This is a genomic window from Pseudomonas paraeruginosa PA7, from assembly GCF_000017205.1.
Classification (GTDB): Bacteria; Pseudomonadota; Gammaproteobacteria; order Pseudomonadales; family Pseudomonadaceae; genus Pseudomonas; species Pseudomonas paraeruginosa.
The window spans coordinates 4,853,215-4,876,821 of record NC_009656.1; the positions used below are offsets into that span (position 1 = coordinate 4,853,215).

Genomic DNA, 23,607 nt, shown 5'->3' on the forward strand with positions numbered 1-23,607 from the left:
GGCGTCTTGCAGCCACGACAAGAAGAACCATCCCCGAACCAGCCTGACCCGAGAGGAAACCCACCACCTACGAACCACTGGAGTACGCGATGAGTGCCAACGTCGATCTCAACCAACGTCCCGACTACGACGCCGTCCTGCAGGACATCGCCGACTACGTGCTGGACTACCGCATCGATTCCGCGGAGGCCCTGGACACCGCCCGCAACTGCCTGATGGATACCCTCGGCTGCGGCCTGCTGGCGCTGCGCTTCCCGGAATGCACCAAGCACCTCGGCCCGCTGGTCGAGGGCACCCTGGTCCCGCACGGCGCGCGGGTGCCGGGCACCTCCTTCCGGCTCGACCCGGTCAAGGCCGCCTGGGACATCGGCTGCATCGTCCGCTGGCTGGACTACAACGACACCTGGCTGGCCGCCGAGTGGGGCCATCCCTCGGACAACCTCGGCGGCATCCTCGCCGTCGCCGACCACCTCTCGCAGAAACGCCTGGCCAACGGCGAAGCGCCGCTGAGCATGCGCCAGGTACTGGAAGCGATGATCATGGCCCACGAGATCCAGGGCGTGATCGCCCTGGAGAACTCGTTCAATCGCGTCGGCCTCGACCATGTGCTGCTGGTCAAGGTCGCTTCCACCGCCGTCTGCGCCAAGCTGATGGGAGCCGACCGCGAGCAACTGCTGGCCGCCCTCTCCCACGCCTTCGTCGACGGCCAGGCCCTGCGCACCTACCGTCACGCGCCGAACGCCGGCTCACGCAAGTCCTGGGCCGCTGGCGACGCAACGAGCCGCGGCGTGCGCCTGGCGGACATCGCCCTGCGCGGCGAGATGGGCATTCCCGGCGTGCTCAGCGCGCCACAGTGGGGTTTCTACGATGTCCTGTTCAGCCACACCAACAAGGATCTGGCGACCAAGCCCGAAGACAAGCGGCGCTTCGGCTTCCCCCAGGGCTACGGCAGCTACGTGATGGAAAACGTGCTGTTCAAGATCAGCTTCCCCGCCGAATTCCACGCGCAGACCGCCGCCGAGGCCGCCGTGCGCCTGCATCCGCTGGTGAAGGACCGCCTGCAACGGATCAGCCGCATCGTCATCACCACCCACGAGTCGGCGATCCGCATCATTTCCAAGGTCGGCCCGCTGGCCAACCCCGCCGACCGCGACCATTGCCTGCAGTACATGACCGCCGTGCCGCTGATCTTCGGCGACCTGGTGGCCGAGCACTACGAGGACGCCTTCCACGCCGCCCACCCGCTGATCGATCGCTTGCGCGAGAAAATGGAGATCGTCGAGGAGCCGCGCTACAGCCGTGAATACCTGGAGGCGGACAAGCGCTCCATCGCCAACGCCGTGGAAGTGTTCTTCGACGACGGCAGCAGCACCGGCCAGGTCGCCGTGGAGTACCCGCTCGGCCATCGCCGCCGGCGCGCCGAAGGCATCCCGCTGCTGCAGGAGAAGTTCAAGGCCAACCTGGCCACGCGCTTCCCGCCGCAGCGCTGCCAGAGGATCTTCGACCTGTGCAGCCACCAGGCATCGCTGGAAGCCACGCCGGTGAACCGCTTCATGGACCTCCTGGCGATCTGAGCGCGCCCGCCTGGAAGGCGCTGGGCGGCTGGCCGAGGACCCGGCGGAACATGGTCGAGAAGGCTGCCGGGCTCTGGTAGCCGCAGTCCAGGGCGATGGCGGTGACCGTTTCGCCGCCGGCCAGCCGCGCCAGTGCCTGCACCACGCAGGCGCGTTGCTTCCAGGCACCGAAGCTGAGGCCGGTGTAGCGACGGAAGGTGCGGTTGAAACTGCGCAGGCTGGTATGCAGCAACCCGGCCCAGCGTTCGGCGCTGGCGCGGATGTCGGGCTCGACGAGGAACGCCTCGCAGAGCGCCAGCCAACGCGGCTCGGGCGGCAAGGGCACGTGCAGCGGCAGCGTCTCGGCCGCCGCCAGCTCATGGAGCAACAGCGTCGCCAACGCGCCGTCGCGACCTTCGGTGTCGTATTCCAGGGGCATGTCCACCGCCGCCAGCAACAGTTGCCGCAGCAGCGGCGACACCGCCAGCACCTGGCAGTGCGCCGGCATCGCCATGGCGCTGCCGGGCTCGATGTACAGGCTGCGGGTGCTCACCCCGAGCATTCGCACCTCGTGCTCGACGCCCGGCGGAATCCACACTGCGCGCTGTGGCGGCACCACCCAGCCGGCGTCGCCGGTACGCACCTGCATCACCCCGCTGGCACCGTACAGCAATTGCGCGCGACGATGCCGATGGCGCGGCAGCAGGTAGCCGTCGGGATAGTCGGTACCCATGGCCACCACGGCCCGGGGCGTGGCGTCGTACTGCTCGATGGAAGCGTTGCGCATGGTCGAAGCACCTGGCCGAAACACGAATAGTATTGGCCAACCTCGCGAAGCGGGCCAGCCCCGTGACGCCTAAGCTGGCCTTCCGCTCTCGCTCCGGAAACCCGCCATGTTCTATCTCCTGCTCTTTCTCTGCGGCTGCCTCACCGGGGTCAGCGCCGTGTTGTTCGGCTTTGGCGGCGGCTTCGTGGTGGTGCCGCTGCTCTATCACCTGCTGCAACTCGGTCGCGCCGCCGACGACCCGCTGGCCCAGGCGGCCATGCAGGTCGCGGTGGCCACCTCGACCTGCGTGATGATCGTCAACGCCGCCCTCGCCACCTATCGCCACCGGCGCGCCGGCAGCCTGCTGCGCGCCTATGTCTGGCCGCTGGGCGCGTACATCGGTATCGGCGCGGTGCTTGGCGCGGCGCTGGTCGGCCTGGCCAGCGGCGACTTCATTCGCCTGGCCTTCGTCGCCTACCTCGCCATCACCATCCTCGACTGCCTGTTGCGTCGCGGCTTCCTCAGCCGCGCCGAGGAGCGCCAGGCGCGGCCGCTGGGCGTCGGCGAGACGCGCCTGGGCGGAACGCTGATCGGTGCGATCGCCACCTTCCTCGGCGTCGGAGGCAGCGTGATGACCGTACCACTGCTGCGCCGCTGCGGGCTGAGCATGACCCAGGCGACCTCCATGGCCAACCCGCTGAGCCTGCCGGTGGCTCTTGGCGGCACCCTTACCTACCTGGTCCTGGCCGGCTACCAGGAGCAAGGCCTGGGCCGAGGCTTCGTCGGCTACATCGACCTGCTGGCCTTCGCCACCCTGGCCGGCGGCGGCTGGCTCGGCATCCGCCTGGCGACCCCGCTGATCGGGCGGATTCCCGATGCGCTGCATGCACGGGTGTACGTCGGCCTGCTGGCGGCGGTGATGCTGAGCATGCTGGCGGGCTGATGCCCCAGCCTGGGTAGGGCGAATAACGCCAACGGCGTTATCCGCCGCACCGGGCCGGATATTGGCGCAACGAAAAAGGGCCTCGTCCGAGGCCCTCTTTCCTTTCCGGCGCTACACCGCTCAGGACGCCGCGCGGCTCACCGCGCCGGCATCGGCAGGTTCCTTCGGCGCCAGGTTGAAGGCGTAGTACAGGACGGTCAGCAGCAGGATGAACGGCGGGCCGATGTACAGGGCGATGCGGGTGTCCTCGAAGAAGGCCATGAGCACCACCACCATCACCAGGAACGCCAGCGCCAGGTAGGAACTGACCGGGTACAGCCACATGCGGTATTGCAGCTTGTCGCGCTCGGCCGGGCTCAGGGTCCTGCGGAAGCGCAGCTGGGCCAGCAGGATCATCGCCCAGGTCCAGATCGCGCCGAAGGTGGCGATGGAGGTCACCCAGACGAACACCTTCTCCGGCACCAGGTAGTTCAGCAACACGCCCAGCAGCAGCGCCAGGATCGACAGGATCAGCGCCCGGCGCGGTACGCCGCTGCGCGAGGCCTTGCCGAAGAAGGCCGGGGCCTGGCGATGCTGGGCCAGGCTGTAGAGCATGCGCCCGGTGCTGAAGATGCCGCCGTTGCAGGACGACAGCGCGGCGGTGATCACCACGAAGTTGATGATTCCGGCGGCGGTCTTGATGCCCATGCGCTCGAAGGTCATGACGAAGGGGCTGCCCTGGGTGCCGATCTCGTTCCACGGGTAGAGCGACATGATCACGAACAGCGAGCCGACATAGAACAGCAGGATGCGCCAGAACACCGAGTTGATCGCGCTGGGAATGGTCCTGGTCGGGTTGCGCGCCTCGCCCGCGGTGAGGCCGATCATTTCCACCCCGAGGTAGGCGAACATCACCATCTGCAGCGACATCAGCACGCCCTGGATGCCGTTGGGCATGAAGCCACCGTGGGCCCAGAGGTTGGAGATGCCGGTGGCGATGCCGTCGTTGCCGAAGCCGAAGGCGATCATGCCGATGCCGACCACCACCATCGCCAGGATGGTGACGATCTTGATCAGGGCGAACCAGAACTCGAACTCGCCGAAGGCGCGCACCGCGATGAGGTTGATCGTGCCCATGCTCGCCAGGGCCGCCAGGGCCCAGATCCAGCGCGGCACGTCGGGGAACCAGATACCCATGTAGACGGCGACGGCGGTGATCTCGGCGACACAGGTCACCAGCCAGAGGAACCAGTAGTTCCAGCCGGTGATGAAGCCCGCCAGCGGGCCCAGGTAGTCCTTGGCGTACTGGCTGAAGGAACCGGCCACCGGGTTGTGCACCGCCATCTCGCCGAGGGCGCGCATGATCACCAGGATCGCCAGGCCGCCGAGGATGTAGGAGATCATGATGGCCGGGCCGGCCATCTGGATGGCCTTCGCCGAGCCCAGGAACAGGCCGACGCCGATACAGGCGCCGAGCGCCATCAGGCGGATGTGTCGCTCACCGAGCTCGCGCTTCAGGGAGCCGTCTTGAACCTTCTGTTCGCCGACAGACGACATGGGAACAACCTCATTTTGTTATTGAGATAGATCAGTTGCGAACTCGCTCGTGCGGTCGGGGTAGGGAAGCGGATTTCACCAACGGCGCAGCCCCTGCGCGGTACCGCACAGCGGGCGACGACGGGGCGTCATAGGTTCCAGGACTGCACACCGGAAGAGGCTGTCCGCTCTCGTGGAGCGAACGTGGGCATTGCGGGAGTCGACTACAACTGAGGTCGGGCCGGAGTTTTACACAAGATTTCGAGGCCGTCATGCCCCGTGACGGGGCAACTGGACCAAAGGCGTAAGCGCCGCCGGAGGTGGCCCGCGCTGAATGGTTTCACCGCGAGTTCAGCGCAGGGGCTCGCGGCAGTGGAGATCGCGATAGGGACCGTCGAGCCTTACCCAACCGTCGCCCGGCGAGGTCTGCATGCAGGCGACCTGGCCGTCGAGCTTGCTCTGCCATTTGTAGAAGGGCGCCGGCGCGGCCTGCGCCGCGAGGCCGGAGAAACCCGCCAGGACGACAATGGCGAGAAGGGGGAAAAGTGTGCGCATCGACATTCCGGACCCGAAACACAAGGAACTCAGACAGACACTCTAACCCCTGCGCCACGCCGCTCCAACCCTCGGTCGTCCGATGCCGCCAGGGGGATTTTCCTTGCACGAATGACAGCAGGGTTGCAACGGGACAACTAGACTTCCCCCCAGGTGCGGATGAATTGCGCAGCTACAGGCGGTGCGAGCATGGGTGCATCAGAACGATCCACGAACGACCCTTCCGAGCTGCAACCCTGCGGTCTGCCTGCCGCCGCTCCCTCTCGAAAAAACCGCCTGCGCCAACGCCTGATGCTGCTCGGCTTCGCCTTGCCGATCCTCGGCGCGGTGGGCATCGTGGTACTTCACGAAGCGCACACTTCGCGCCTGCAGGCGCGCGAGCTGGCACGCTACGCCGCGACCCTGGACTACGCGGTGGGCCAGGGACCCAGCGAGGCCATCCGGTTCCCGGAGGACGGCCCGTTCGACCGCCGCCTCGGCTACCAGTTGCTGCCGTCCTTCATGCAGCGCCTGTACGACCGCGACTACACCATCACCCGCCAGGCGCGCTTCTCCCCGGCGCTGATGCGCTACGCCGAACACCGGCTGTTCCCGCCCTACGCGGAGAAGCCCCAGGCCGGGCTGGACATAGCCGACTGCCGCGGCGTGCCGATCTACGACTTCCGTTATCCGCAACGGCGCTACGCGAACTTCGCCAGCCTGCCGCCGCTGGCGGTGCAGAGCCTGCTGTTCATCGAGAACCGCGACCTGCTCGATCATGAGCGCCCCTACCTCAACCCGGCGGTGGACTGGGGCCGCTTCACCCAGGCGGCGCTGTCGCAGGTCGGCAGGATGCTCGGCTTCAGCGCGCACTCCTCCGGCGGCAGCACCCTGGCGACCCAGATCGAAAAGTACCGCCACTCTTCCGAGGGCCGCACCACCAGCATCGGCGACAAGCTGCGGCAGATGTTCTCGGCCAGCGTGCGCAGCTATCGCGAAGGCCCGGCGAACTTCGCCGCGCGCCAGGGCATCGTGCTCACCTACCTGAACTCGGTGCCGCTGTCGGCGGCGCCGGGCTACGGCGAGGTCACCGGCCTGGCCGACGGCCTGTGGGTCTGGTACGGCGCCGATTACCGGCAGGTCGGCGCGGCCCTCGACGGCAAGGCCGGACTGGCCGCCCAGGGCCTGGCCCTGCGCCAGGTGCTGGCGCTGATGATCGCCCACCGGCGGCCTTCCTTCTACCTGGCGCCGCGCGGCCGCGACGAGCTGAACCGGATGACCGACAGCCACCTGCGGGTGCTGGCCCAGGCGGGCATCATCGAGGCACCGCTACGCGACGCGGCGCTGGCGCAGAAGCTGGCGTTCCGCGACTCGCGCAGCCAGCCGACGGTACAACCGCTGCCGACCAACAAGGGCGTGACCCTGGCGCGTACCCGCCTGGCCGGGATGCTCGGCGTGCCGCTGTACGACCTCGACCGTCTCGACCTGCGGGCCAATACCACCCTCCAGCACGAGTTGCAGGAAAGCGTCAGCGCCTACCTGCAGAAACTCGCCGACCCGGACTACGCCGCCCAGCTCGGCCTGATCGGCGAACGCCTGCTGACCCCGAGCTCGACCGGCGCGGTGCGCTACAGCTTCACCCTGTTCGAACGCACGCCGAGCGGCAACCAGGTGCGGGTGCAGACCGACAACACCGACCAGCCCTTCGACATCAACGAAGGCAGCAAGCTGGAGCTGGGCTCCACCGCCAAGCTGCGGGTGCTGGCCAGCTACCTGGAGAGCGTCGCGCAGATCCACCGCGACTATGGCGGCATGAGCGTCGCTGAGCTGCGCAAGGTGGAAGTGGAGCCGCTCGATTTCATCCTCCGCTGGGGCATCGACTACCTGATGGCCAGCCGCGACCGCGATCTTTCCGCGATGCTCCAGGCGGCCATGGAACGGCGCTATTCGGCCAGCCCCTACGAGAGCTTCTTCACCGGCGGCGGGCTGCACACCTTCAACAACTTCCGCAAGGAAGACAACGGCCGCCGGCCGATGCTGCTGGAAGCCCTGCGCGAATCGATCAACCTGCCCTTCGTGCGCCTGCTGCGCGACCTGATCCGCCACGACATCTACCAGAACGCCGGGAGCAAGGTGCAATTGCTGGCCGACGACAAGGACCCGCGCCGCGCCGACTACCTCGACCGTTTCGTCGACAAGGAAAGCCAGGTCTACCTGCGCCGCTTCTGGGTCAAGTACCGCGACAAGGACGCCAACCAGCGCCTGGAGACCTTTCTCGACGGCCTGCGTCCCTGGCCGGTGCGTCTGGCTGCGATCCATCGCTACCTGCGGCCGCAGGCCGACCTGGCGAGCTTCAGCGCCTTCCTCCGCGAACGCCTGCCCCGCGGCAGCCTGACCGACAAGCGCGCCGCCGAGCTGTACCAGCGCTACGGCCCGGGCAAGTTCAACCTCAACGACCAGGGCTACGTCGCCCGCGTGCACCCGCTGGAGCTATGGCTGCTCGGCTACCTGCAGAAGCAGCCGCAGGCGACTTTCGGCGAGGCGGTGGCGGCCAGCGGAGCCGAGCGCAAGGAGGTCTACGGCTGGCTGTTCAAGTCGCGGCACAAGAACGCCCGCGACAAGCGCATCCGCATCCTGCTGGAGGTGGAGGCCTTCCTCGACCTGCACCAGCAGTGGAAGAAGCTCGGCTATCCCTTCGATCACCTGGTGCCGTCCTACGCCACCGCCCTGGGCAGCTCCGGCGACCGCCCGGCGGCGCTGGCCGAACTGATGGGGATCATCGTCAACGACGGCGTGCGCATGCCGACCCTGCGCCTGGAGCACCTCGACTTCGCCCTGGGTACGCCCTACGAGACGCGCTTCGCGCCGGAAGCCACCCTCGGCCAGCGGGTGATGACCTCGGAAGTCGCCACCACCCTGCGCAACGCGCTGTCCCAGGTGGTCGACGCCGGCACCGCGCGACGCCTGCAAGGCACCTTCAGCCGTCCGGACGGCGCGCCGCTGGTGATGGGCGGCAAGACCGGCACCGGCGACAACCGCCTGCAGACCTTCAGCGCCGGCGGCCAGGTGCGCAGCTCGAAGGCGCTGAACCGCACCGCCACTTTCGTCTTCTACATCGGCCCGCGGCACTTCGGTACCCTCACCGCCTACGTCGATGGCAGCGAGTCGAGCCAGTTCAAGTTCACCTCGGCCCTGCCGGTGCAGGTGCTCAAGGGCATGGCGCCGATCCTCCGGGACTACCTCGACCCGCGCACCGCCACGCGCTGCCAGGTGCCATTGGCGCCGCAACAGATCGGCCGCCTGTAGCGGTTCAGCGCACCGGCCAGTACCAGGCCGGCCGGTCGAGTTCGCGCAGGCCCTGCACGCGGGTTTCGCCGAAGTCCTTCTCCAGCCCCAGCGCATGGCATTCCGGCTGTTCTTCGAGCGCCGCGATCAGCCGCGCGGCGTGCGACACCACCAGCACCTGGGAGCGTTGCGCGGCCTGGCCGACCAGGCGCCCCAGAGCCGGCAGCAGGTCGGGGTGCAGGCTGGTTTCCGGTTCGTTGAGCACCAGCAGCGCCGGCGGCCTCGGCGACAGCAGCGCGGCGACCCACAGCAGGTAGCGCAGGGTGCCATCCGACAGCTCCGCGGTGCGCAGCGGCCGCAGCAGGCCGGGCTGTTCGATCAGCATCTCGAAGCGCCCGCCCGGGTTGTCGATGTGCAGGCGGCTGCCGGGAAAGGCGTCGTCCACCGCCTCGTCCAGCGCCGCCGCGTCGCCGATCTCGCGGATGGTCTGCAGGGCCGCGGCCAGGTCGGCGCCGTCGGCGCCGAGCACCGGGGTATGGGTGCCGATCTGCGGGCGCCGCGCCGGCGCCTCGGCGTCGCTGCGGAAATGGTCGTAGAAGCGCCAGGAGCGGATCCGCTCGCGCAGGCCGAGCAGTTCCGGCACCTGTCGCGGATCCACCGCCGCGCCCAGCATGCTGTCGAAGCTGGCGAGGTGCTGCGCCACTACCTCCCAGCGACCGCCACCACCGCGTGTACGCAACAGCGGCCCGCGACGGTCGACGAGGACATTGGCCGGGCGCAGGAACGGGCCGGCCCAGATGCATTCGCGCTTGATCACCGGATCGAGGCCGAACTTGCTCTGGCTTGGCTGCGGCAGGCCGAGATCGATGCAATAGCCGAAATCCTCCCCGGCGAAACCCAGGCGCAGGTTCACCGACTGCCTGCGCACGCTGCCCTCGATCGGCTGCGCGCCGCTGCGCATGGCCCGGCTGATGTCCTCCGGCCCCGCCCACAGGGTCGACTGCAGGCCGCCCTCGCGCGCCAGCGACGGAATCACTTCGCCGCGCGCGCTGTCCGCCAGCAGGCGCAGGGCACGGTAGACGTTGGACTTGCCGGCGCCATTGGCGCCGGTGATCAGGTTCAGGCGCCGCAGCGGCATCACCAGGTCGCGCAGGGTACGGTAGTTGGACACCGCCAGGGTGGTCAGCATGGCTGCTCTCGAAGGAACGGAAACGCCGCCGATTGTAGGCCAAACGCCGCCTCCCTTACTTGAGCCCGGCCACCCCGGCGACGATCAACCCGACCGAGATCAGCTTCACCGCCGTCAGGCTCTCGCCGAGCAGGAGCACGCCGAGGAACACCGTGCCCAGCGAGCCGATCGCGGTCCAGATCGGATAGGCGACGCTGACCGGCAGTTCGCGCAGCGCCAGGGTCAGGAAATAGATCCCGCCGAGCGCCGCGACCAGCGTCAGCAGCGACGGCCAGAGCCTGCCGAAGCCGTTGGAGAACTTCATGCCCATGGCGAAGGCGACCTCGAAGGCCGCCGCCACCAGCAGATGGAACCAGGCCATGGCGCCTCCTCAGATCGACCGCGCCAGCGCCAGCAGCCGCTGTTCCGCCTCGGCGCAGGAGTCGGCGAAGGACTTGCCGCCGGACTCCTCGCCCTCCGCCGCGACCACCGTGACCTGGTCGATGCCGATGAACCCCAGCGCGGTGCGCAGCCAGGGATCGGCGTGGTTCATCGCCTGGTTCTCACCGCCCGGCCCGAAGCCGTGGCCGCCGCGACTGGTGACGATCAGCGCCCTTTTCCCATGTACCAGCGGCCGGTACTGGCCGACGCCATTGTCGAGGACGAAATCGAAGGTCACTCCGAGGCGCACGATCTGGTCGATCCAGGCCTTCAGGCCGCTGGGCACGCTGAAGTTGTACATCGGCGTGGAGATCACCAGCAGGTCGCTGTCGAGCAGTTCGCCCACCAGTTGGTCGCTCAGCGCCAGGTCGGCCCGCATCGCCAGCGAACGCTGTTCCGGCTGGGGATGGAAGGCGGCGGCGACGAAAGCCTCGCTGACCGCCGGCACCAAAGCCCGGCCGACTTCGCGGCGGGTCGAGCGGGCCTGTGGATGGGCCTGCTGGTAGGCATCGAGGAAAGCTTCGGCCAGGCGCCGCGACTGCGAGCGCTCGCCCCTCGGGCTGGCATGGACAACAAGAACTCTACTCATCTGTATCTCCTTGGATTCGGCTAGACTCGAAGCACCTTGCGGCCCTTCGCTTGCAGGCAAAACTATTGGCGGCGAGGGCCGTCGACAAATGAGCAATAGTTGTTCCGGATGAATTGAATTCATCCATGGAGATTCCAATGTTCGCTTCCCTGCCGCTGACCGCGCTGCGCACCTTCGAATCGGCGGCCCGCCAGTCGAGCTTCAAGGCCGCCGCCGAGGAGCTTTCGGTGACGCCGACCGCCGTCTCCCACCAGATCCGTTCGCTGGAAGCCTGTCTCGGCGTTCCGCTGTTCCAGCGCCTGCCACGGCAGGTGCGCCTGACCGACTGCGGCGAACGGCTGTTCCGCAGCCTGCACGGGGCGCTGCTGGAGATTTCGCAGAGCGTCGACACGCTGCGTCCGCAGCGCAGCGGCGGCAACCTGACGGTTTCCACCACGCCGGCCTTCGCCGCCCTCTGGCTGGTGCCGCGCCTCGGCCGCTTCTATGCCGCCCACCCGCAGATCAACCTGCGCCTGGACACCAACTGCGAAGTCCTCGACCTGCACCAGGACGCCAGCATCGACCTGGTGATCCGCTACAGCCTCGACGACTACCCGAACTTCTACGGCCTCTGCCTGTTCGACGAATGCTTCGCGGTCTACGGCTCGCCAGCCCAGGTCGCCCTGGCCGCGGAGCAGCGGCCGACCCTGATCAGCGTGCGCTGGCACAACTCCAGGCTCTACGCCCATGGCTGGGAAGCCTGGTGCGCGCAGGCCGGCGAGAGCTGGATGCAAGGCCGACCGGTGGTCCGCCAGTACGACGAGGAGCACTATGCCCTGCAGGCGGCCATCGCCGGCCAGGGACTGGTGCTGGCCAGTTCGATCCTGGTTTCGGAAAGCGTCGCCAGCGGCCTGCTGCAATCCTACAGGCCGGAGATCAGCGTCGACGGCGCCGGCTACAGCGCGCTGTGCGTGCCCGGACGGGAACGTCATCCACCGGTGAAGGCATTCTTCGAATGGCTGAGGCTGGAGGCACGACAGTCGGGACACGCTTGCCGGCTGGAGCGGGACGCCTGAGTCGCGCGACGAGATGGGGGCAACGCGGCCGCCGTTATCCGTCCTGCGCGGCCAGGCGCAGACGCCGGAAAAAACGACGGCCCGCACCTTGCGGGGCGGGCCGTCGCGATGGGCGGGCGCTTCACGCGCCCGCAGGCTCGATCAGCGCTGGGTTACCGGAGCGGCGGCCCCTTGGTGCGCCTCGCGGTACTCCTGCTCCGCATCGTCGAAGCGCTTGAGCATGCTCGTCGAAGGCGCCTTGCCGACCAGGCTGAAGACGACGATGGCGACGCTGGCGAAGAGGAAGCCGGGGATGATCTCGTACAGGCCGGTCCAGCCCAGCAGGTTCTTCCACAGGATCACCGTCACCGCGCCGACGATCATGCCGGCCAGCGCGCCGTTGCGGGTCATCCGCTTCCACAGCAGGGAGAACAGCACCAGCGGGCCGAAGGCGGCGCCGAAGCCGGCCCAGGCATAGGACACCAGGCCGAGCACGCGGTTTTCCGGGTTGGATGCCAGCCAGATGGCGATCACCGCCACCAGCAGCACCATGGCGCGGCCGACCCAGACCAGTTCCAGCTGGCTGGCGCCCTTGCGCAGGAAGGCCTTGTAGAAGTCCTCGGTGAGCGCCGAGGAGCAGACCAGCAGCTGGCAGCTCAGGGTGCTCATCACCGCGGCGAGGATGGCGGACAGCAGCACGCCGGCGACCCACGGGTTGAACAGGATCTTGGCCAGTTCGATGAACACCCGCTCGGGGTTCTCGCCGACCGCTCCGGCCTGCTCCGGATGCGCCTGGAAGTAGGCGATGCCGAAGAAGCCAACGGCCACGGCGCCGCCGAGGCAGAGGATCATCCAGGTCATGGAGATGCGGCGCGCGGCCGGGATCGATTTCACCGAGTCGGCGGCCATGAAGCGCGCCAGGATGTGCGGCTGGCCGAAGTAGCCCAGGCCCCAGGCCATCAGCGAGATCACACCGATGAAGGAGGCGCCCTTGAGCATGTCGAAGCTGGTCGCGTCCTTCAGCTCGATGGCGGTGAAGGTCGGCTCGACGCCGCCGGTGGCGATCATCACGATCACCGGGGTGAGGATCAGCGCGAAGATCATCAGCGAGGCCTGCACGGTGTCGGTCCAGCTCACCGCGAGGAAGCCGCCGATGAAGGTGTAGGCGATGGTCGCCGCGGCGCCGGCCCACAGCGCGGTCTCGTAGGAGAGGCCGAAGGTGCTCTCGAACAGGCGCGCGCCGGCGACGATGCCCGAGGCGCAGTAGATGGTGAAGAACACCAGGATCACCAGGGCCGAGAAGATCCGCAGCAGGCGGCTGTTGTCCTCGAAGCGGTTGGTGAAGTAGTCGGGCAGGGTCAGCGCGTTGCCGTTGTGCTCGGTCTGCACCCGCAGGCGGCCGGCGACGAACAGCCAGTTGAGGTAGGCGCCGACGATCAGGCCGATGGCGATCCAGCTTTCGGACAGGCCGGACAGGTACACCGCGCCGGGCAGGCCCATCAGCAGCCAGCCGCTCATGTCGGAGGCGCCGGCGGACAGCGCCGTGACGAAGCTGCCGAGGCTGCGGCCGCCGAGGATGTAGTCGGAGAAGTTGTTGGTGGAGCGATATGCCGCCAGGCCGATCAGGACCATGGCCGCGATGTAGATCACGAAGGTGATCAGCGTGGGCGTATTGACACTCATAGGGACTCCCCTATTGCTTGTTTTTATCCGGGCCCTTGCGTGTGCAAGCAACGGGTAGCGGGCCCTTGGTTGGCAGAATGGCGCTTGTGGCGTCACTCCGTGAGTGCTTGCCGGAGCAAGCCGGAAACGCGGGTGGCCTCAAACGAGTCCGAACAGGCCCACGCCTCACGATCCCTCCCCTGTCGGGCAGGGAAAATCGTCCTTTATGGTCCGTTCCGGGCACGCACCGGAACGGCGGTCATTTCCACGGTGCCCGCCACGGCGGACCCCGGAAACCGACCCGGGCGCCAAGGCGCCCGGGAACGGAGTATCACTCGGCGTCGGCCAGCGACAGCAGCGACGCGTTGCCGCCCACCGCGGTGGTGTTCACCGAGGTGGTGCGCTCGCTGACGAAACGCAGCAGGTAGTTCGGCCCGCCGGCCTTGGGACCGGTGCCGGACAGCCCGTGGCCGCCGAACGGTTGCACGCCCACCACCGCGCCGATCTGGTTGCGGTTGACGTAGAGGTTGCCGACCCGCGCCAGCTCTTCGATGCGGCGGGCGGTTTCCTCGTTGCGGCTGTGGACCCCCATGGTCAGGCCGAAACCGGTGGCGTTGATCGCCTGCACGACCTTTTCCAGGTCCTGAGCGGCGTAGCGCACCACGTGCAGCACCGGGCCGAAGTTCTCTTTCTTCAGCTCGTCGATGCCGCTGATCTCGAACGCGACGGGAGCGACGAAGTGACCGTTCAGGTTGCCCGGCACCGGGGTCTCGGCGATCAGCTTGCCGGCGGCCTTCAGCGCGGCGATGTGCTGCTCCAGGCCGGCCTTGGCCTCGGCGTCGATCACCGGGCCGACGTCGCTGACGCGCACATCGGTCGGACCGACCTTCAGCTCGGCCATGGCGCCCCTGAGCAACTCGATCACCCGCTCGGCGATGTCCTGCTGCACGTACATCACGCGCAGCGCGGAGCAACGCTGGCCGGCGCTGGTGAAGGCGGATTGTACCGCATCCTTGATCACCTGTTCCGGCAAAGCGGTGGAATCGACGATCATCGCGTTCTGCCCACCGGTCTCGGCGATCAGGGTGGCGATGGCGCCGGGCTTCTCGGCCAGTTGGCGGTTGATGATGCGGGCGGTGTCGGTGGAGCCGGTGAAGGCCACCCCGGCGACCCGCGCGTCACGGCAGAACACGCCGCCGAGGGTGGCGCCGTCGCCCGGCAGCAGGGCGATCACGTCCTTCGGCAGGCCGGCTTCGAACATCAGTTCGACGGTGCGCGCGGCGATCAGGCTGGTCTGCTCGGCCGGCTTGGCCAGCACGGTGTTGCCGGCGACCAGCGCGGCGCTGATCTGGCCGAGGAAGATCGCCAGCGGGAAGTTCCACGGGCTGACGCAGGCGAAGATGCCGCGGCCCTCGTAGAACAGCTCGTTGCGCTCGCCGGTCGGGCCGCGCAGTTCCTCGCGGACCAGGCGCTGGCGGGCCTGCTGGGCGTAGTAGCGGCAGAAGTCGACCGCCTCGCGGATCTCGTCGATACCGTCCTGCAGCGACTTGCCGGCTTCCAGGGTGCACAGCGCCATCAGCTCGCCGCGCTGGGCTTCCAGCAGGTCGGCGAGGCGTTCGAGGATGCCGGCGCGCTCGTCCACCGGGGTGGCGCTCCAGCGCGGCCAGGCCGCCTGCAACACGTCGAGGGCCTTGCCGGCCTGCTCGGCGGACGCGTACTGGACGCTGCCGACCAGCTTCTCCAGGTCGTACGGGCAACGCACTTCGTGGGCCGGGCCGGAGAGCTTCTCGCCGTTGACGATCGGCGCGGCTTGCCACTGGCGGGTCAGGTGCGGCTTGTAGGCGAGCTCCAGCTCGTTCCACTGGTTCTGGATGTTCATGTTGATGCCCTGGGAGTTTTTCCGCCCGGCGCCGAAGATCGCCTGGGGCAGAGGGATACGGTCGTTGGCCAGCGTCTTGAACTGGCGCAGTTGGGTAACCGGGTGCTGGATCAGCGTCTCCACCGGCACGCGCGGGTCCACCAGCTTGTGCACGAAGGAAGAGTTGGCGCCGTTCTCCAGCAGGCGGCGGACCAGGTACGGCAGCAGGTCCTTGTGCGCGCCGACCGGGGCGTAGATGCGCACGTTGCGGCGGTACTTCTCGATCACCGTGTCGTACAGCGCGTCGCCCATGCCGTGCAGGCGCTGGAACTCGAAGTCGCGCTCCTCGCCGCCGGCGGCCCTGGCCTCGTCGGCCAGGGCGAGGATGGCGCTGACCGTGTGGGCGTTGTGGCTGGCGAACTGCGGGTAGATCACCCCGCGGGTGTGCTCGCTGAGCAGGTAGCGGGCGCAGGCCAGGTAGGAAGTGTCGGTGCCTTCCTTGCGGGTGTAGACGGGGTAGCCGTCGGCGCCCTGCACCTGGCACTGCTTGATCTCGCTGTCCCAGTAGGCGCCCTTCACCAGGCGCAGCGGGATGCGCGCGCCGAGTTCGCGGCCGAGCAGGGTCAGCCACACCAGCACCGGCAGGCAACGCTTGGAGTAGGCCTGGATGACCAGGCCGAACTCGCCCCAGCCGGCGATGGCCGGGTCGCGCATCAGCTTCTCGTAGAGTTCGAGGGACAGCTCCAGGCGATCGGCTTCCTCGGCGTCGATGGTGATGCCGACGTTCAGCCTGCGCGCGCGCACCGCCAGTTCCAGGACGTTGCCGAACAGCTCGCTGAGCACCCGCTCGCGCTGCGCCACTTCGTAGCGCGGGTGCAGCGCCGAGAGCTTGATCGAGATCGACGGCCGCGGCCCCGGACCGACCTGCGGCTCGGCGCCGACGGTGTCGATGGCCTGGCGGTAGTCGGCCATGTATTTCTCGGCGTCGGCCGCGGTCAGCGCGGCCTCGCCGAGCATGTCGAAGGAATAGGTGTAGCCCTGCTCGCGGCATGGACGGCCGTTCTTCAGCGCTTCGGAGATGGTCCGGCCAAGCACGAACTGCTTGCCCATCAGCTTCATCGCCTGGTTCATCGCGGCGCGGATCACCGGTTCGCCGGAGCGCTGCACCAGGCGGCTGATGACGCTCGGGGCGCGGCCGTCGGTGCGTTCGTCGATGTTCACCACCTTGCCGGTCATCACCAGGCCCCAGGCGGCGAAATTGACCAGAACGTTGTCGCTCTGGCCGAGATGGCGCTGCCAGTCGGCGGCGGACAGCTTGTCGCGAATCAGCGCGTCGGCGGTCGCCGCGTCGGGCACGCGCAACAGCGCCTCGGCCAGACACATCAGCATCAGGCCTTCCTGGGTGTCCAGGCTGTATTGGCGCAGGAGTGCGTCGAGGGTATCGACGGCGTTGTCCCGGCTGCGCACGGTTTCGATCAGTGCGCGGGCGTTGCGGCGGATAGCCTCGATGCCGTCGGGACCGGGGTCGGCGAGTTGCAGCAGTTCGCCCAGGTAGGCTTCCTCGTCGACCGCGTAGTTGGCGCTGACGACGGGGAAGAATTCGGCTGCGGACCGGGTCTGGTCCTCGCCCTGCAAGACGTGACTGGCTTTGAACATCACGCCCTCCTCTTGTGGAGCCATTGTTATTGAAAGAAGTCCGGCCAGGCGTCCATTGCCCGGGGCACCGCCGCCGACGGGTGGTGCCGGCGGCGCGGCACGTCCTGTGGCGCGGGAATACGGATCAGTATGGGTCAGGCCCATTCCGCCGGCGCGAGGCATCAGCGGATAGCGGAATGTAGTGGCTGCGAGAGGGGCGATTCTTGCGAAAGGCTCTGGAGTTTTTGCGGAAAACTCCTGGCCGCGGAACTTTCCCGTTCCTCTTCGCCGGCAGGCATGCGGACATTGCCGCTGCTCGTCGGCACGACGCCATGCAGAGTGGCTACGCGGGTCTACCGACACAAAAAGAAATAATATAACATCCCAACAAATACGCCGATCCAACCCCGTCGCCCTTCCTCCGGGAAGGGCCTGGGTTCGCTTTGGCCTGAAAAAAGTCCGTCCCATGACCATGGAGCCCGCAATGTCCTCTTCCGGCCTTTTCCCTTCCCGTCCGCTCTGGCCTCTCACGCCACTGGCGCTGGCCTGCCTGATCGTTTCGGGGGAAACGCTCGGCGCCGACGGCCGCCCCAGCGAATTGCCCTCCCAGGTGATCACCGCCAACCCGCTGGGCAACCAATCTCCCGCCACACCCAGCAGCGTGCTCGAAGGCGACGAGCTGACCCTGCGACAGAAAGGCAGCCTCGGCGAAACCCTCAACGGCCTGCCCGGGGTGTCCTCCACCTACTTCGGACCGGGCGCCAGCCGACCGGTGATCCGCGGCATGGACGGCGACCGCATCCGCCTGCTGCGCAACGGCGTCGGCGCGCTCGACGCCTCGTCGCTGTCCTACGACCACGCGGTGCCGGAAGACCCCAACAGCGTCGAGCGCCTGGAAGTGGTACGCGGCCCGGCCGCCCTGCTCTACGGCGGCAATGCCATCGGCGGGGTGGTGAACAGCTTCGACAACCGCATCCCCAGCGAACCCGTCGACGGCATCCACGGCAGCGGCGAACTGCGCTACGGCGGCGCCGACACCACCCGTAGCCGTTCCGGCGCACTGGAGGCCGGCGACGGCAACTTCGCCCTGCACGTGGACGCCGCCAGCCGCGAGTTCAACGACGTCAGGATTCCCGGCTACGCCCATTCCAGCCGCCAGCGGCAGATCGACGGCGACACCGGCAAGCATCGGGTGCAGAACAGCGATGGCCGCCAGGACGGCGGCGCCGTCGGAGGCTCCTACCATTGGGAGCACGGTTACGCCGGCCTTTCCTATAGTGGCTACGACAGCAACTATGGCTCGCCGGCCGAGGACGACGTGCGCCTGAAGATGCAGCAGGACCGCTACGCCTTCGCCTCGGAGATCCGCGACCTCGAAGGCCCGTTCACCTCGCTGAAGCTGGACGCCGCCTATACCAAGTACGAACACAAGGAAATCGAAGACGGCGAGACCGGCACCACCTTCAAGAACGAAGGCTACGAAGGCCGCATCGAGGCCCGCCACCGCCCGCTCGGCCCGCTGAACGGGGTGGTCGGCGCGCAGTTCGCCAACAGCCGCTTCTCCGCCCTCGGCGAGGAAGCCTTCGTGCCGCACACGGAAACCGACAGCGCCGCGTTGTTCGCCCTGGAGGAATGGAAGCTCAGCGACCGCCTCGACCTCAGCTTCGGCGCGCGCCTGGAGCACACCCGCGTGGACCCCGACGCCAAGGGCAACGAGCGCTTCGCCGAGAACGACGGTTCGCAGAGCTTCACCACCGGCAGCCTGTCCAGCGGCGCGGTGTACAAGCTGACGCCGATCTGGTCGCTGGCCGCCACCCTCAGCTACACCGAGCGCGCACCGACCTTCTACGAGCTGTACGCCAACGGCCCGCACGCCGCCACCGGCACCTACGAGGTGGGCGATGCCGACGCGGACAAGGAAAAGGCGGTCTCCACCGACCTCGCCCTGCGCTTCGACAACGGCGTGCACAAGGGCAGCGTCGGCGTGTTCTACAGCCGCTTCTCCAACTACATCGGCCTGCTCGCCAGCGGCCGCCAGCGCAACGAGGAAGGCGAAGTGGTCGCCGCCGGCGACGACGAGGCGCTGCCGGAATACCTCTACAGCGGCGTTCGCGCGGACTTCTACGGCGTCGAGGCGCAGGACCGCATCCATCTGCTGGAAAGCCCGTACGGCAACTTCGACCTGGAACTCTCCGGCGACTATACCCGCGCCAAGAACAAGGACACCGGCGAACCGCTGCCACGCATCGCCCCGCTGCGCCTGAACAGCGCGCTGATCTGGGAATTGCAGCAGTGGCAGGCGCGGGTAGACGTCGAGCACGCCGCCTCGCAGCATCGGGTGCCGGAGGAAGAACTCTCCACCGACGGCTACACCACCCTCGGCGCCAGCCTCGGCTACAACTTCGATCTCGGCGAGAGCCGCTGGCTGGCCTTCGTCAAGGGCACCAACCTGACCAACCAGACCGTGCGCTACGCCAGCTCGATCCTGCGCGACCGGGTGCCGGCGGCGGGACGCGGCGTCGAGGCGGGGGTGAAGGTGGCGTTCTGAGCCAGGCCGTGCGGGACCAATCCGCTCGGCGGATGACGTCCGCGCCGTCATCCGCCCTACGCCACTCCCGGCAGGGCGGATAGCCGCTGCGCTTAATCCGCCGAAGGTGGCGAAGGGCGGACGGCGCTCAGCCCTTGCGCAACGACTTCGGCGTCAGCCCCAGGTAGCGGCGCATCGCCGTGGTCAGCGCGCTCTGGCTGGAGAAGCCGCACTCCTCGGCGATCCGCACCAGCGGCAGGCGGCTTTCCCGCAGCAGCCGCGCGGCGCAGTCCAGGCGGACCTTGAGCAGGTACTGGTGCGGGGTCAGGCCGACGCTGTCCTTGAACTGCGCGTGGAAATGGCTCGGGCTGAGACAGGCGACCTGGGCCAGTTCAGCGACCGTGATGCGCCGCGCCAGGTTCTGCACGATGTGCGCATCCAGGCGCTCCAGGTCCAGCGGACCGCTGGCCGGCAGCGGTTGCTGCTCGCCGAACAGGCGCAGGTGCAGGGCACGGATCAGCACGCCGCCGAGGGCGCGGGTCAGCAGCGGGTCGCTGCCGTAGCGCGCCAGTTCTGCCCCGGCGTAGCTGAGCAGGTTCTGGAAGTCGGCATCCAGGGTCGGGTAGCGCGGCGCCTCGAACAGGCGGGCGAGCAGGTCGGGGTCATCCGGGGTCGGGTTGTCCTCGCCCAGGTCGATGATCAGCATGCGGTTGTCGCCCACCCCGGCGAATACGTGGCCCGCCTCGCCCGGCACCAGGCAGGCGCGCATCCGGCAGACTTCCCCGCCACAGCCGTTGACCTCGAATTCGGCGCGCCCGGCCAGGGACATCACCAGTTGATGATGTTCGTGGGCGTGGGTATGCGACTGGTCGGGCAGGCGGATGAGGCGGGTGTCGAACATGAACGGCAACTGCTCAATTTTTGCGCACTTTACTCGACTTGCCCGGCGCTGCCCAGCATCTCGCCGCAACTGGCACCGGCGTACCGCGGACTCCGTGGAAACCTCCGGCAACATCCCCTGCGCGGGCAGGGATTGAAACCCTCCCCCGGGGCCCCATCTAGACTCTCATGTTTCAGTCAGTCAGGTGCCTCATGAGCGACCAGGACGTTAATCCCGAACACATCAGCGACGCACAGCCCACCAGCACCGGCCTGGTGCTGCCCGGCCAGACCCTGCCGACCACCCTGTACGTGATCCCGATCCACAACCGCCCGTTCTTCCCGGCGCAGGTGCTGCCGGTGATCGTCAACGAAGAGCCGTGGGCGGAAACCCTCGAACTGGTGGCCAAGACCGACCACCATTCGCTGGCCCTGTTCTTCATGGACAACCCGCCGGAAGACCCGCGCCACTTCGACGTCAACAGCCTGCCCGAGCACGGCACGCTGGTCCGCGTGCACCATGCCTCGCGCGAGGGCGGCAAGCTGCAGTTCGTCGCCCAGGGCCTGTCGCGGGTGCGTATCCGCGGCTGGATCAAGCGCCACCGCCCGCCATTCATGGTCGAGGTGGACTATCCGAAGACCCCGATCGACCCCAGCGACGAGGTGAAGGCATACGGCATGGCCCTGATCAACGCGATCAAGGAGCTGCTGCCGCTCAACCCGCTGTACAGCGAAGAGCTGAAGAACTACCTGAACCGCTTCAGCCCCAACGATCCGTCGCCGCTCACCGACTTCGCCGCGGCCCTGACCACCGCGCCCGGCGCCGAGCTGCAGGAGGTGCTGGACACCGTGCCGATCCTCAAGCGCATGGAGAAGGTCCTGCCGCTGCTGCGCAAGGAAGTGGAGGTCGCGCGCCTGCAGAAGGAGCTGTCCGCCGAGGTCAACCGCAAGATCGGCGAACACCAGCGCGAATTCTTCCTCAAGGAACAGCTGAAGATCATCCAGCAGGAGCTGGGCATCACCAAGGACGACAAGAGCGCCGACGCCGATGAATTCCGCGCCCGCCTGGAAGGCAAGGTGCTGCCCGAGCAGGCGCGCAAGCGCATCGACGAAGAGCTGAACAAGCTGTCGATCCTCGAGAGCGGCTCGCCCGAGTACGCCGTCACCCGCAACTACCTGGACTGGGCCACTGCCCTGCCCTGGGGCGTGTACGGCAAGGACAGGCTCGACCTCAAGCATGCGCGCAAGGTCCTCGACAAGCATCACGCGGGCCTCGACGACATCAAGGATCGCATCCTCGAATTCCTCGCCGTGGGTAGTTTCAAGGGCGAAATCGCCGGCTCCATCGTGCTCCTGGTCGGCCCGCCGGGGGTGGGCAAGACCAGCATCGGCAAGTCCATCGCCGAGAGCCTCGGCCGGCCGTTCTATCGTTTCAGCGTCGGCGGCATGCGCGACGAGGCGGAGATCAAGGGCCACCGACGCACCTACATCGGCGCCCTGCCCGGCAAGCTGGTGCAGGCCTTGAAGGAAGTCGAGGTGATGAACCCGGTGATCATGCTCGACGAGATCGACAAGCTCGGCGCCAGCTACCAGGGCGACCCGGCCTCGGCGCTGCTGGAAACCCTCGACCCGGAGCAGAACGTCGAATTCCTCGACCACTACCTGGACCTGCGCCTGGACCTGTCCAAGGTGCTGTTCGTCTGTACCGCCAACACCCTCGACTCGATCCCTGGCCCACTGCTCGACCGGATGGAGGTGATCCGCCTGTCCGGCTACATCTCCGAGGAAAAGCTGGCGATCGCCAAGCGCCACCTGTGGCCCAAGCAACTGGACAAGGCCGGCGTGCCGAAGGGTCGCCTGAGCATCAGCGACGCCGCCCTGCGCGCGGTGATCGAGGGTTACGCCCGCGAGGCCGGGGTGCGCCAGCTGGAGAAACAGCTGGGCAAGCTGGTGCGCAAGTCGGTGGTCAAGTTGCTGGAAGACCCCGAGTCGAAAGTGAAGATCGGTCCCAGGGACCTCGAGGACTACCTCGGCATGCCGGTATTCCGCAGCGAGCAGGTGCTTTCCGGGATCGGCGTGATCACCGGCCTGGCCTGGACCAGCATGGGCGGCGCCACCCTGCCGATCGAGGCCACGCGCATCCACACGCTGAACCGCGGCTTCAAGCTGACCGGCCAGCTCGGCGACGTGATGAAGGAGTCGGCCGAGATCGCCTATAGCTACATCGGCTCGCAGTTGAAGAAGTATGGCGGCGACCCGACCTTCTTCGACCAGGCCTTCGTCCACCTGCACGTGCCGGAAGGCGCGACGCCCAAGGACGGCCCCAGCGCCGGCGTCACCATGGCCAGCGCGCTGCTTTCCCTGGCGCGCAACCAGGCACCGAAGAAGGGCGTGGCGATGACCGGCGAGCTGACCCTGACCGGCCAGGTCCTGCCGATCGGCGGGGTACGCGAGAAGGTGATCGCTGCCCGACGGCAGAAGATCTTCGAGCTGATCCTGCCGGAGGCCAACCGCGGCAACTTCGAGGAACTGCCCGAGTACCTCAAGGAAGGCCTCACCGTGCACTTCGCCAAGCGTTATGGCGACGTGGCCAGGGTGCTGTTCCCGGCCTGATCCGCGAGCGCCCGGCAGGTATCCCGGCCGGGCGCCACGTCAACCTTGGCACTGGGACGCCGCCAGGGTTTATGCTGGCGTCCTTTCCATTCGAGCCGAGGAACGCTGCATGTCCTTTTCCCCCTCCCGTCTGCTGCTGCCATTGTCCATCGCGGTCCTGGCCGGTTGCGCCGGACAACAGAAGCCGGTGGTCAGCCTGGACGACGCCGACGACTGCTCGCCGCTGAAGCTGACGCAAGGCCAGGAACTGGTGCTGACCCTGCCGAGCAATCCCACCACCGGCTTCCGCTGGGAACTGCGCAACCCCGCTGCCGGCGTGCTCAGGCGCCTCGGGCCGGAGGTCTACAGCAACCCGGACGACAACGGACTGGTCGGCAGCGGAGGCGAATCGACCTGGCGCTTCCGCGCCGCCGCCAGCGGCGACGATCGCCTGGAACTGGTCTACCGGCGGCCCTGGGAAAAGGACGCGGAACCGGCGGAAAGCTTCTCCTGCGCGATCCAGGTGCGCTGAACGCGCGCCACGACGGACACATTCTGTAGGAAGCGCGCCGCCCCACCGCACCCTGACCTGGCCTATCCTGGCAGTCCCTGCAATCACGAGTCCT

The 23,607-nt window shown here is 67.8% G+C and carries 16 protein-coding genes; 7 read left to right on the forward strand and 9 right to left on the reverse strand.

The genetic code is table 11. The annotated features are described in order from the left end of the window. Positions 1-89 precede the first annotated feature (89 nt). The gene (prpD, locus tag PSPA7_RS22475; protein WP_012077017.1) at positions 90-1,574 is read left to right on the forward strand and encodes a 2-methylcitrate dehydratase; all 1,485 of its coding nucleotides are present in this window, start codon (positions 90-92) and stop codon (positions 1,572-1,574) included. Here the strand turns inward: prpD and PSPA7_RS22480 are convergent. Continuing rightward, positions 1,552-2,340, reverse strand: a complete 789-nt coding sequence (locus tag PSPA7_RS22480; protein WP_003103062.1) for an AraC family transcriptional regulator — start codon at positions 2,338-2,340, stop codon at positions 1,552-1,554. The genes prpD and PSPA7_RS22480 overlap by 23 nt on opposite strands. Before the next feature lie 106 nt (positions 2,341-2,446). Here PSPA7_RS22480 and PSPA7_RS22485 point away from each other — a divergent pair, with 106 nt between their 5' ends. After that, positions 2,447-3,262 carry a sulfite exporter TauE/SafE family protein gene (locus PSPA7_RS22485; protein ID WP_003159593.1) on the forward strand — a complete coding sequence of 272 codons (816 nt, stop codon included), beginning with the start codon at positions 2,447-2,449 and terminating at the stop codon, positions 3,260-3,262. A 120-nt stretch (positions 3,263-3,382) separates the two neighbouring features. On the opposite strand, the gene PSPA7_RS22490 is transcribed toward PSPA7_RS22485, so the two are convergent. Further along, positions 3,383-4,798, reverse strand: a complete 1,416-nt coding sequence (locus tag PSPA7_RS22490) for an amino acid permease (protein WP_012077018.1) — start codon at positions 4,796-4,798, stop codon at positions 3,383-3,385. Positions 4,799-5,128: 330 nt separating this feature from the next. Then, positions 5,129-5,338 (reverse strand): hypothetical protein, encoded by a 210-nt coding sequence (locus PSPA7_RS22495; protein ID WP_023442815.1) that lies wholly within the window; start codon positions 5,336-5,338, stop codon positions 5,129-5,131. A 153-nt stretch (positions 5,339-5,491) separates the two neighbouring features. Between PSPA7_RS22495 and PSPA7_RS22500 the strand changes: the two genes are divergently transcribed. Beyond that, entirely contained in the window at positions 5,492-8,617 is a 3,126-nt protein-coding gene (locus PSPA7_RS22500) for a transglycosylase domain-containing protein (protein WP_033996913.1), read from the forward strand. Positions 8,618-8,621: 4 nt separating this feature from the next. On the opposite strand, the gene PSPA7_RS22505 is transcribed toward PSPA7_RS22500, so the two are convergent. Genes PSPA7_RS22505 through PSPA7_RS22515 form a run of 3 tightly spaced genes read right to left on the reverse strand, consistent with a single transcriptional unit; the run spans position 8,622 to position 10,794 of the window. Further along, entirely contained in the window at positions 8,622-9,785 is a 1,164-nt protein-coding gene (locus PSPA7_RS22505) for an AAA family ATPase (protein WP_012077020.1), read from the reverse strand. A gap of 55 nt (positions 9,786-9,840) precedes the next feature. Next, a complete protein-coding gene (locus PSPA7_RS22510) occupies positions 9,841-10,146 on the reverse strand; it encodes a DMT family transporter (RefSeq protein WP_012077021.1) in 306 nt (101 codons plus the stop codon). Positions 10,147-10,155: 9 nt separating this feature from the next. After that, positions 10,156-10,794: an FMN-dependent NADH-azoreductase gene (locus PSPA7_RS22515; RefSeq protein WP_003150240.1), complete on the reverse strand. Its 639-nt coding sequence runs from the start codon at positions 10,792-10,794 to the stop codon at positions 10,156-10,158. A 125-nt stretch (positions 10,795-10,919) separates the two neighbouring features. Here PSPA7_RS22515 and PSPA7_RS22520 point away from each other — a divergent pair, with 125 nt between their 5' ends. After that, the gene (locus PSPA7_RS22520; protein ID WP_079262201.1) at positions 10,920-11,849 is read left to right on the forward strand and encodes a LysR substrate-binding domain-containing protein; all 930 of its coding nucleotides are present in this window, start codon (positions 10,920-10,922) and stop codon (positions 11,847-11,849) included. A 141-nt stretch (positions 11,850-11,990) separates the two neighbouring features. On the opposite strand, the gene putP is transcribed toward PSPA7_RS22520, so the two are convergent. Together putP and putA are read right to left on the reverse strand one after the other, a co-directional pair. After that, positions 11,991-13,511, reverse strand: a complete 1,521-nt coding sequence (gene putP, locus PSPA7_RS22525; protein ID WP_012077023.1) for a sodium/proline symporter PutP — start codon at positions 13,509-13,511, stop codon at positions 11,991-11,993. Positions 13,512-13,821: 310 nt separating this feature from the next. Continuing rightward, positions 13,822-17,004 carry a bifunctional proline dehydrogenase/L-glutamate gamma-semialdehyde dehydrogenase PutA gene (gene putA / locus PSPA7_RS22530; protein WP_012077024.1) on the reverse strand — a complete coding sequence of 1,061 codons (3,183 nt, stop codon included), beginning with the start codon at positions 17,002-17,004 and terminating at the stop codon, positions 13,822-13,824. A 463-nt stretch (positions 17,005-17,467) separates the two neighbouring features. Between putA and PSPA7_RS22535 the strand changes: the two genes are divergently transcribed. Then, a complete protein-coding gene (locus tag PSPA7_RS22535; RefSeq protein WP_012077025.1) occupies positions 17,468-19,531 on the forward strand; it encodes a TonB-dependent receptor in 2,064 nt (687 codons plus the stop codon). 127 nt (positions 19,532-19,658) lie between these two features. On the opposite strand, the gene PSPA7_RS22540 is transcribed toward PSPA7_RS22535, so the two are convergent. Continuing rightward, complete coding sequence (locus PSPA7_RS22540; RefSeq protein ID WP_012077026.1) at positions 19,659-20,411, reverse strand: AraC family transcriptional regulator; 753 nt, start codon at positions 20,409-20,411, stop codon at positions 19,659-19,661. Positions 20,412-20,602: 191 nt separating this feature from the next. Between PSPA7_RS22540 and lon the strand changes: the two genes are divergently transcribed. Further along, positions 20,603-23,002 (forward strand): endopeptidase La, encoded by a 2,400-nt coding sequence (lon, locus tag PSPA7_RS22545; RefSeq protein ID WP_012077027.1) that lies wholly within the window; start codon positions 20,603-20,605, stop codon positions 23,000-23,002. A 109-nt stretch (positions 23,003-23,111) separates the two neighbouring features. Continuing rightward, positions 23,112-23,513 (forward strand): protease inhibitor I42 family protein, encoded by a 402-nt coding sequence (locus PSPA7_RS22550; protein WP_012077028.1) that lies wholly within the window; start codon positions 23,112-23,114, stop codon positions 23,511-23,513. Positions 23,514-23,607 lie beyond the last annotated feature (94 nt).

Coding starts and splice junctions, on each gene's coding strand:
- PSPA7_RS22520 (WP_079262201.1), top strand. CDS start 10,920: ATGGAGATTCCAATGTTCGCTTCCCTGCCGCTGACCGCGCTGCGCACC.
- PSPA7_RS22550 (WP_012077028.1), top strand. CDS start 23,112: ATGTCCTTTTCCCCCTCCCGTCTGCTGCTGCCATTGTCCATCGCGGTC.
- PSPA7_RS22540 (WP_012077026.1), bottom strand. CDS start 20,411: ATGTTCGACACCCGCCTCATCCGCCTGCCCGACCAGTCGCATACCCAC.
- PSPA7_RS22535 (WP_012077025.1), top strand. CDS start 17,468: ATGTCCTCTTCCGGCCTTTTCCCTTCCCGTCCGCTCTGGCCTCTCACG.
- PSPA7_RS22485 (WP_003159593.1), top strand. CDS start 2,447: ATGTTCTATCTCCTGCTCTTTCTCTGCGGCTGCCTCACCGGGGTCAGC.
- prpD (WP_012077017.1), top strand. CDS start 90: ATGAGTGCCAACGTCGATCTCAACCAACGTCCCGACTACGACGCCGTC.
- PSPA7_RS22490 (WP_012077018.1), bottom strand. CDS start 4,798: ATGTCGTCTGTCGGCGAACAGAAGGTTCAAGACGGCTCCCTGAAGCGC.
- putP (WP_012077023.1), bottom strand. CDS start 13,511: ATGAGTGTCAATACGCCCACGCTGATCACCTTCGTGATCTACATCGCG.
- putA (WP_012077024.1), bottom strand. CDS start 17,004: ATGTTCAAAGCCAGTCACGTCTTGCAGGGCGAGGACCAGACCCGGTCC.
- PSPA7_RS22480 (WP_003103062.1), bottom strand. CDS start 2,340: ATGCGCAACGCTTCCATCGAGCAGTACGACGCCACGCCCCGGGCCGTG.
- PSPA7_RS22505 (WP_012077020.1), bottom strand. CDS start 9,785: ATGCTGACCACCCTGGCGGTGTCCAACTACCGTACCCTGCGCGACCTG.
- PSPA7_RS22515 (WP_003150240.1), bottom strand. CDS start 10,794: ATGAGTAGAGTTCTTGTTGTCCATGCCAGCCCGAGGGGCGAGCGCTCG.
- PSPA7_RS22500 (WP_033996913.1), top strand. CDS start 5,492: ATGAATTGCGCAGCTACAGGCGGTGCGAGCATGGGTGCATCAGAACGA.
- PSPA7_RS22495 (WP_023442815.1), bottom strand. CDS start 5,338: ATGTCGATGCGCACACTTTTCCCCCTTCTCGCCATTGTCGTCCTGGCG.
- lon (WP_012077027.1), top strand. CDS start 20,603: ATGAGCGACCAGGACGTTAATCCCGAACACATCAGCGACGCACAGCCC.
- PSPA7_RS22510 (WP_012077021.1), bottom strand. CDS start 10,146: ATGGCCTGGTTCCATCTGCTGGTGGCGGCGGCCTTCGAGGTCGCCTTC.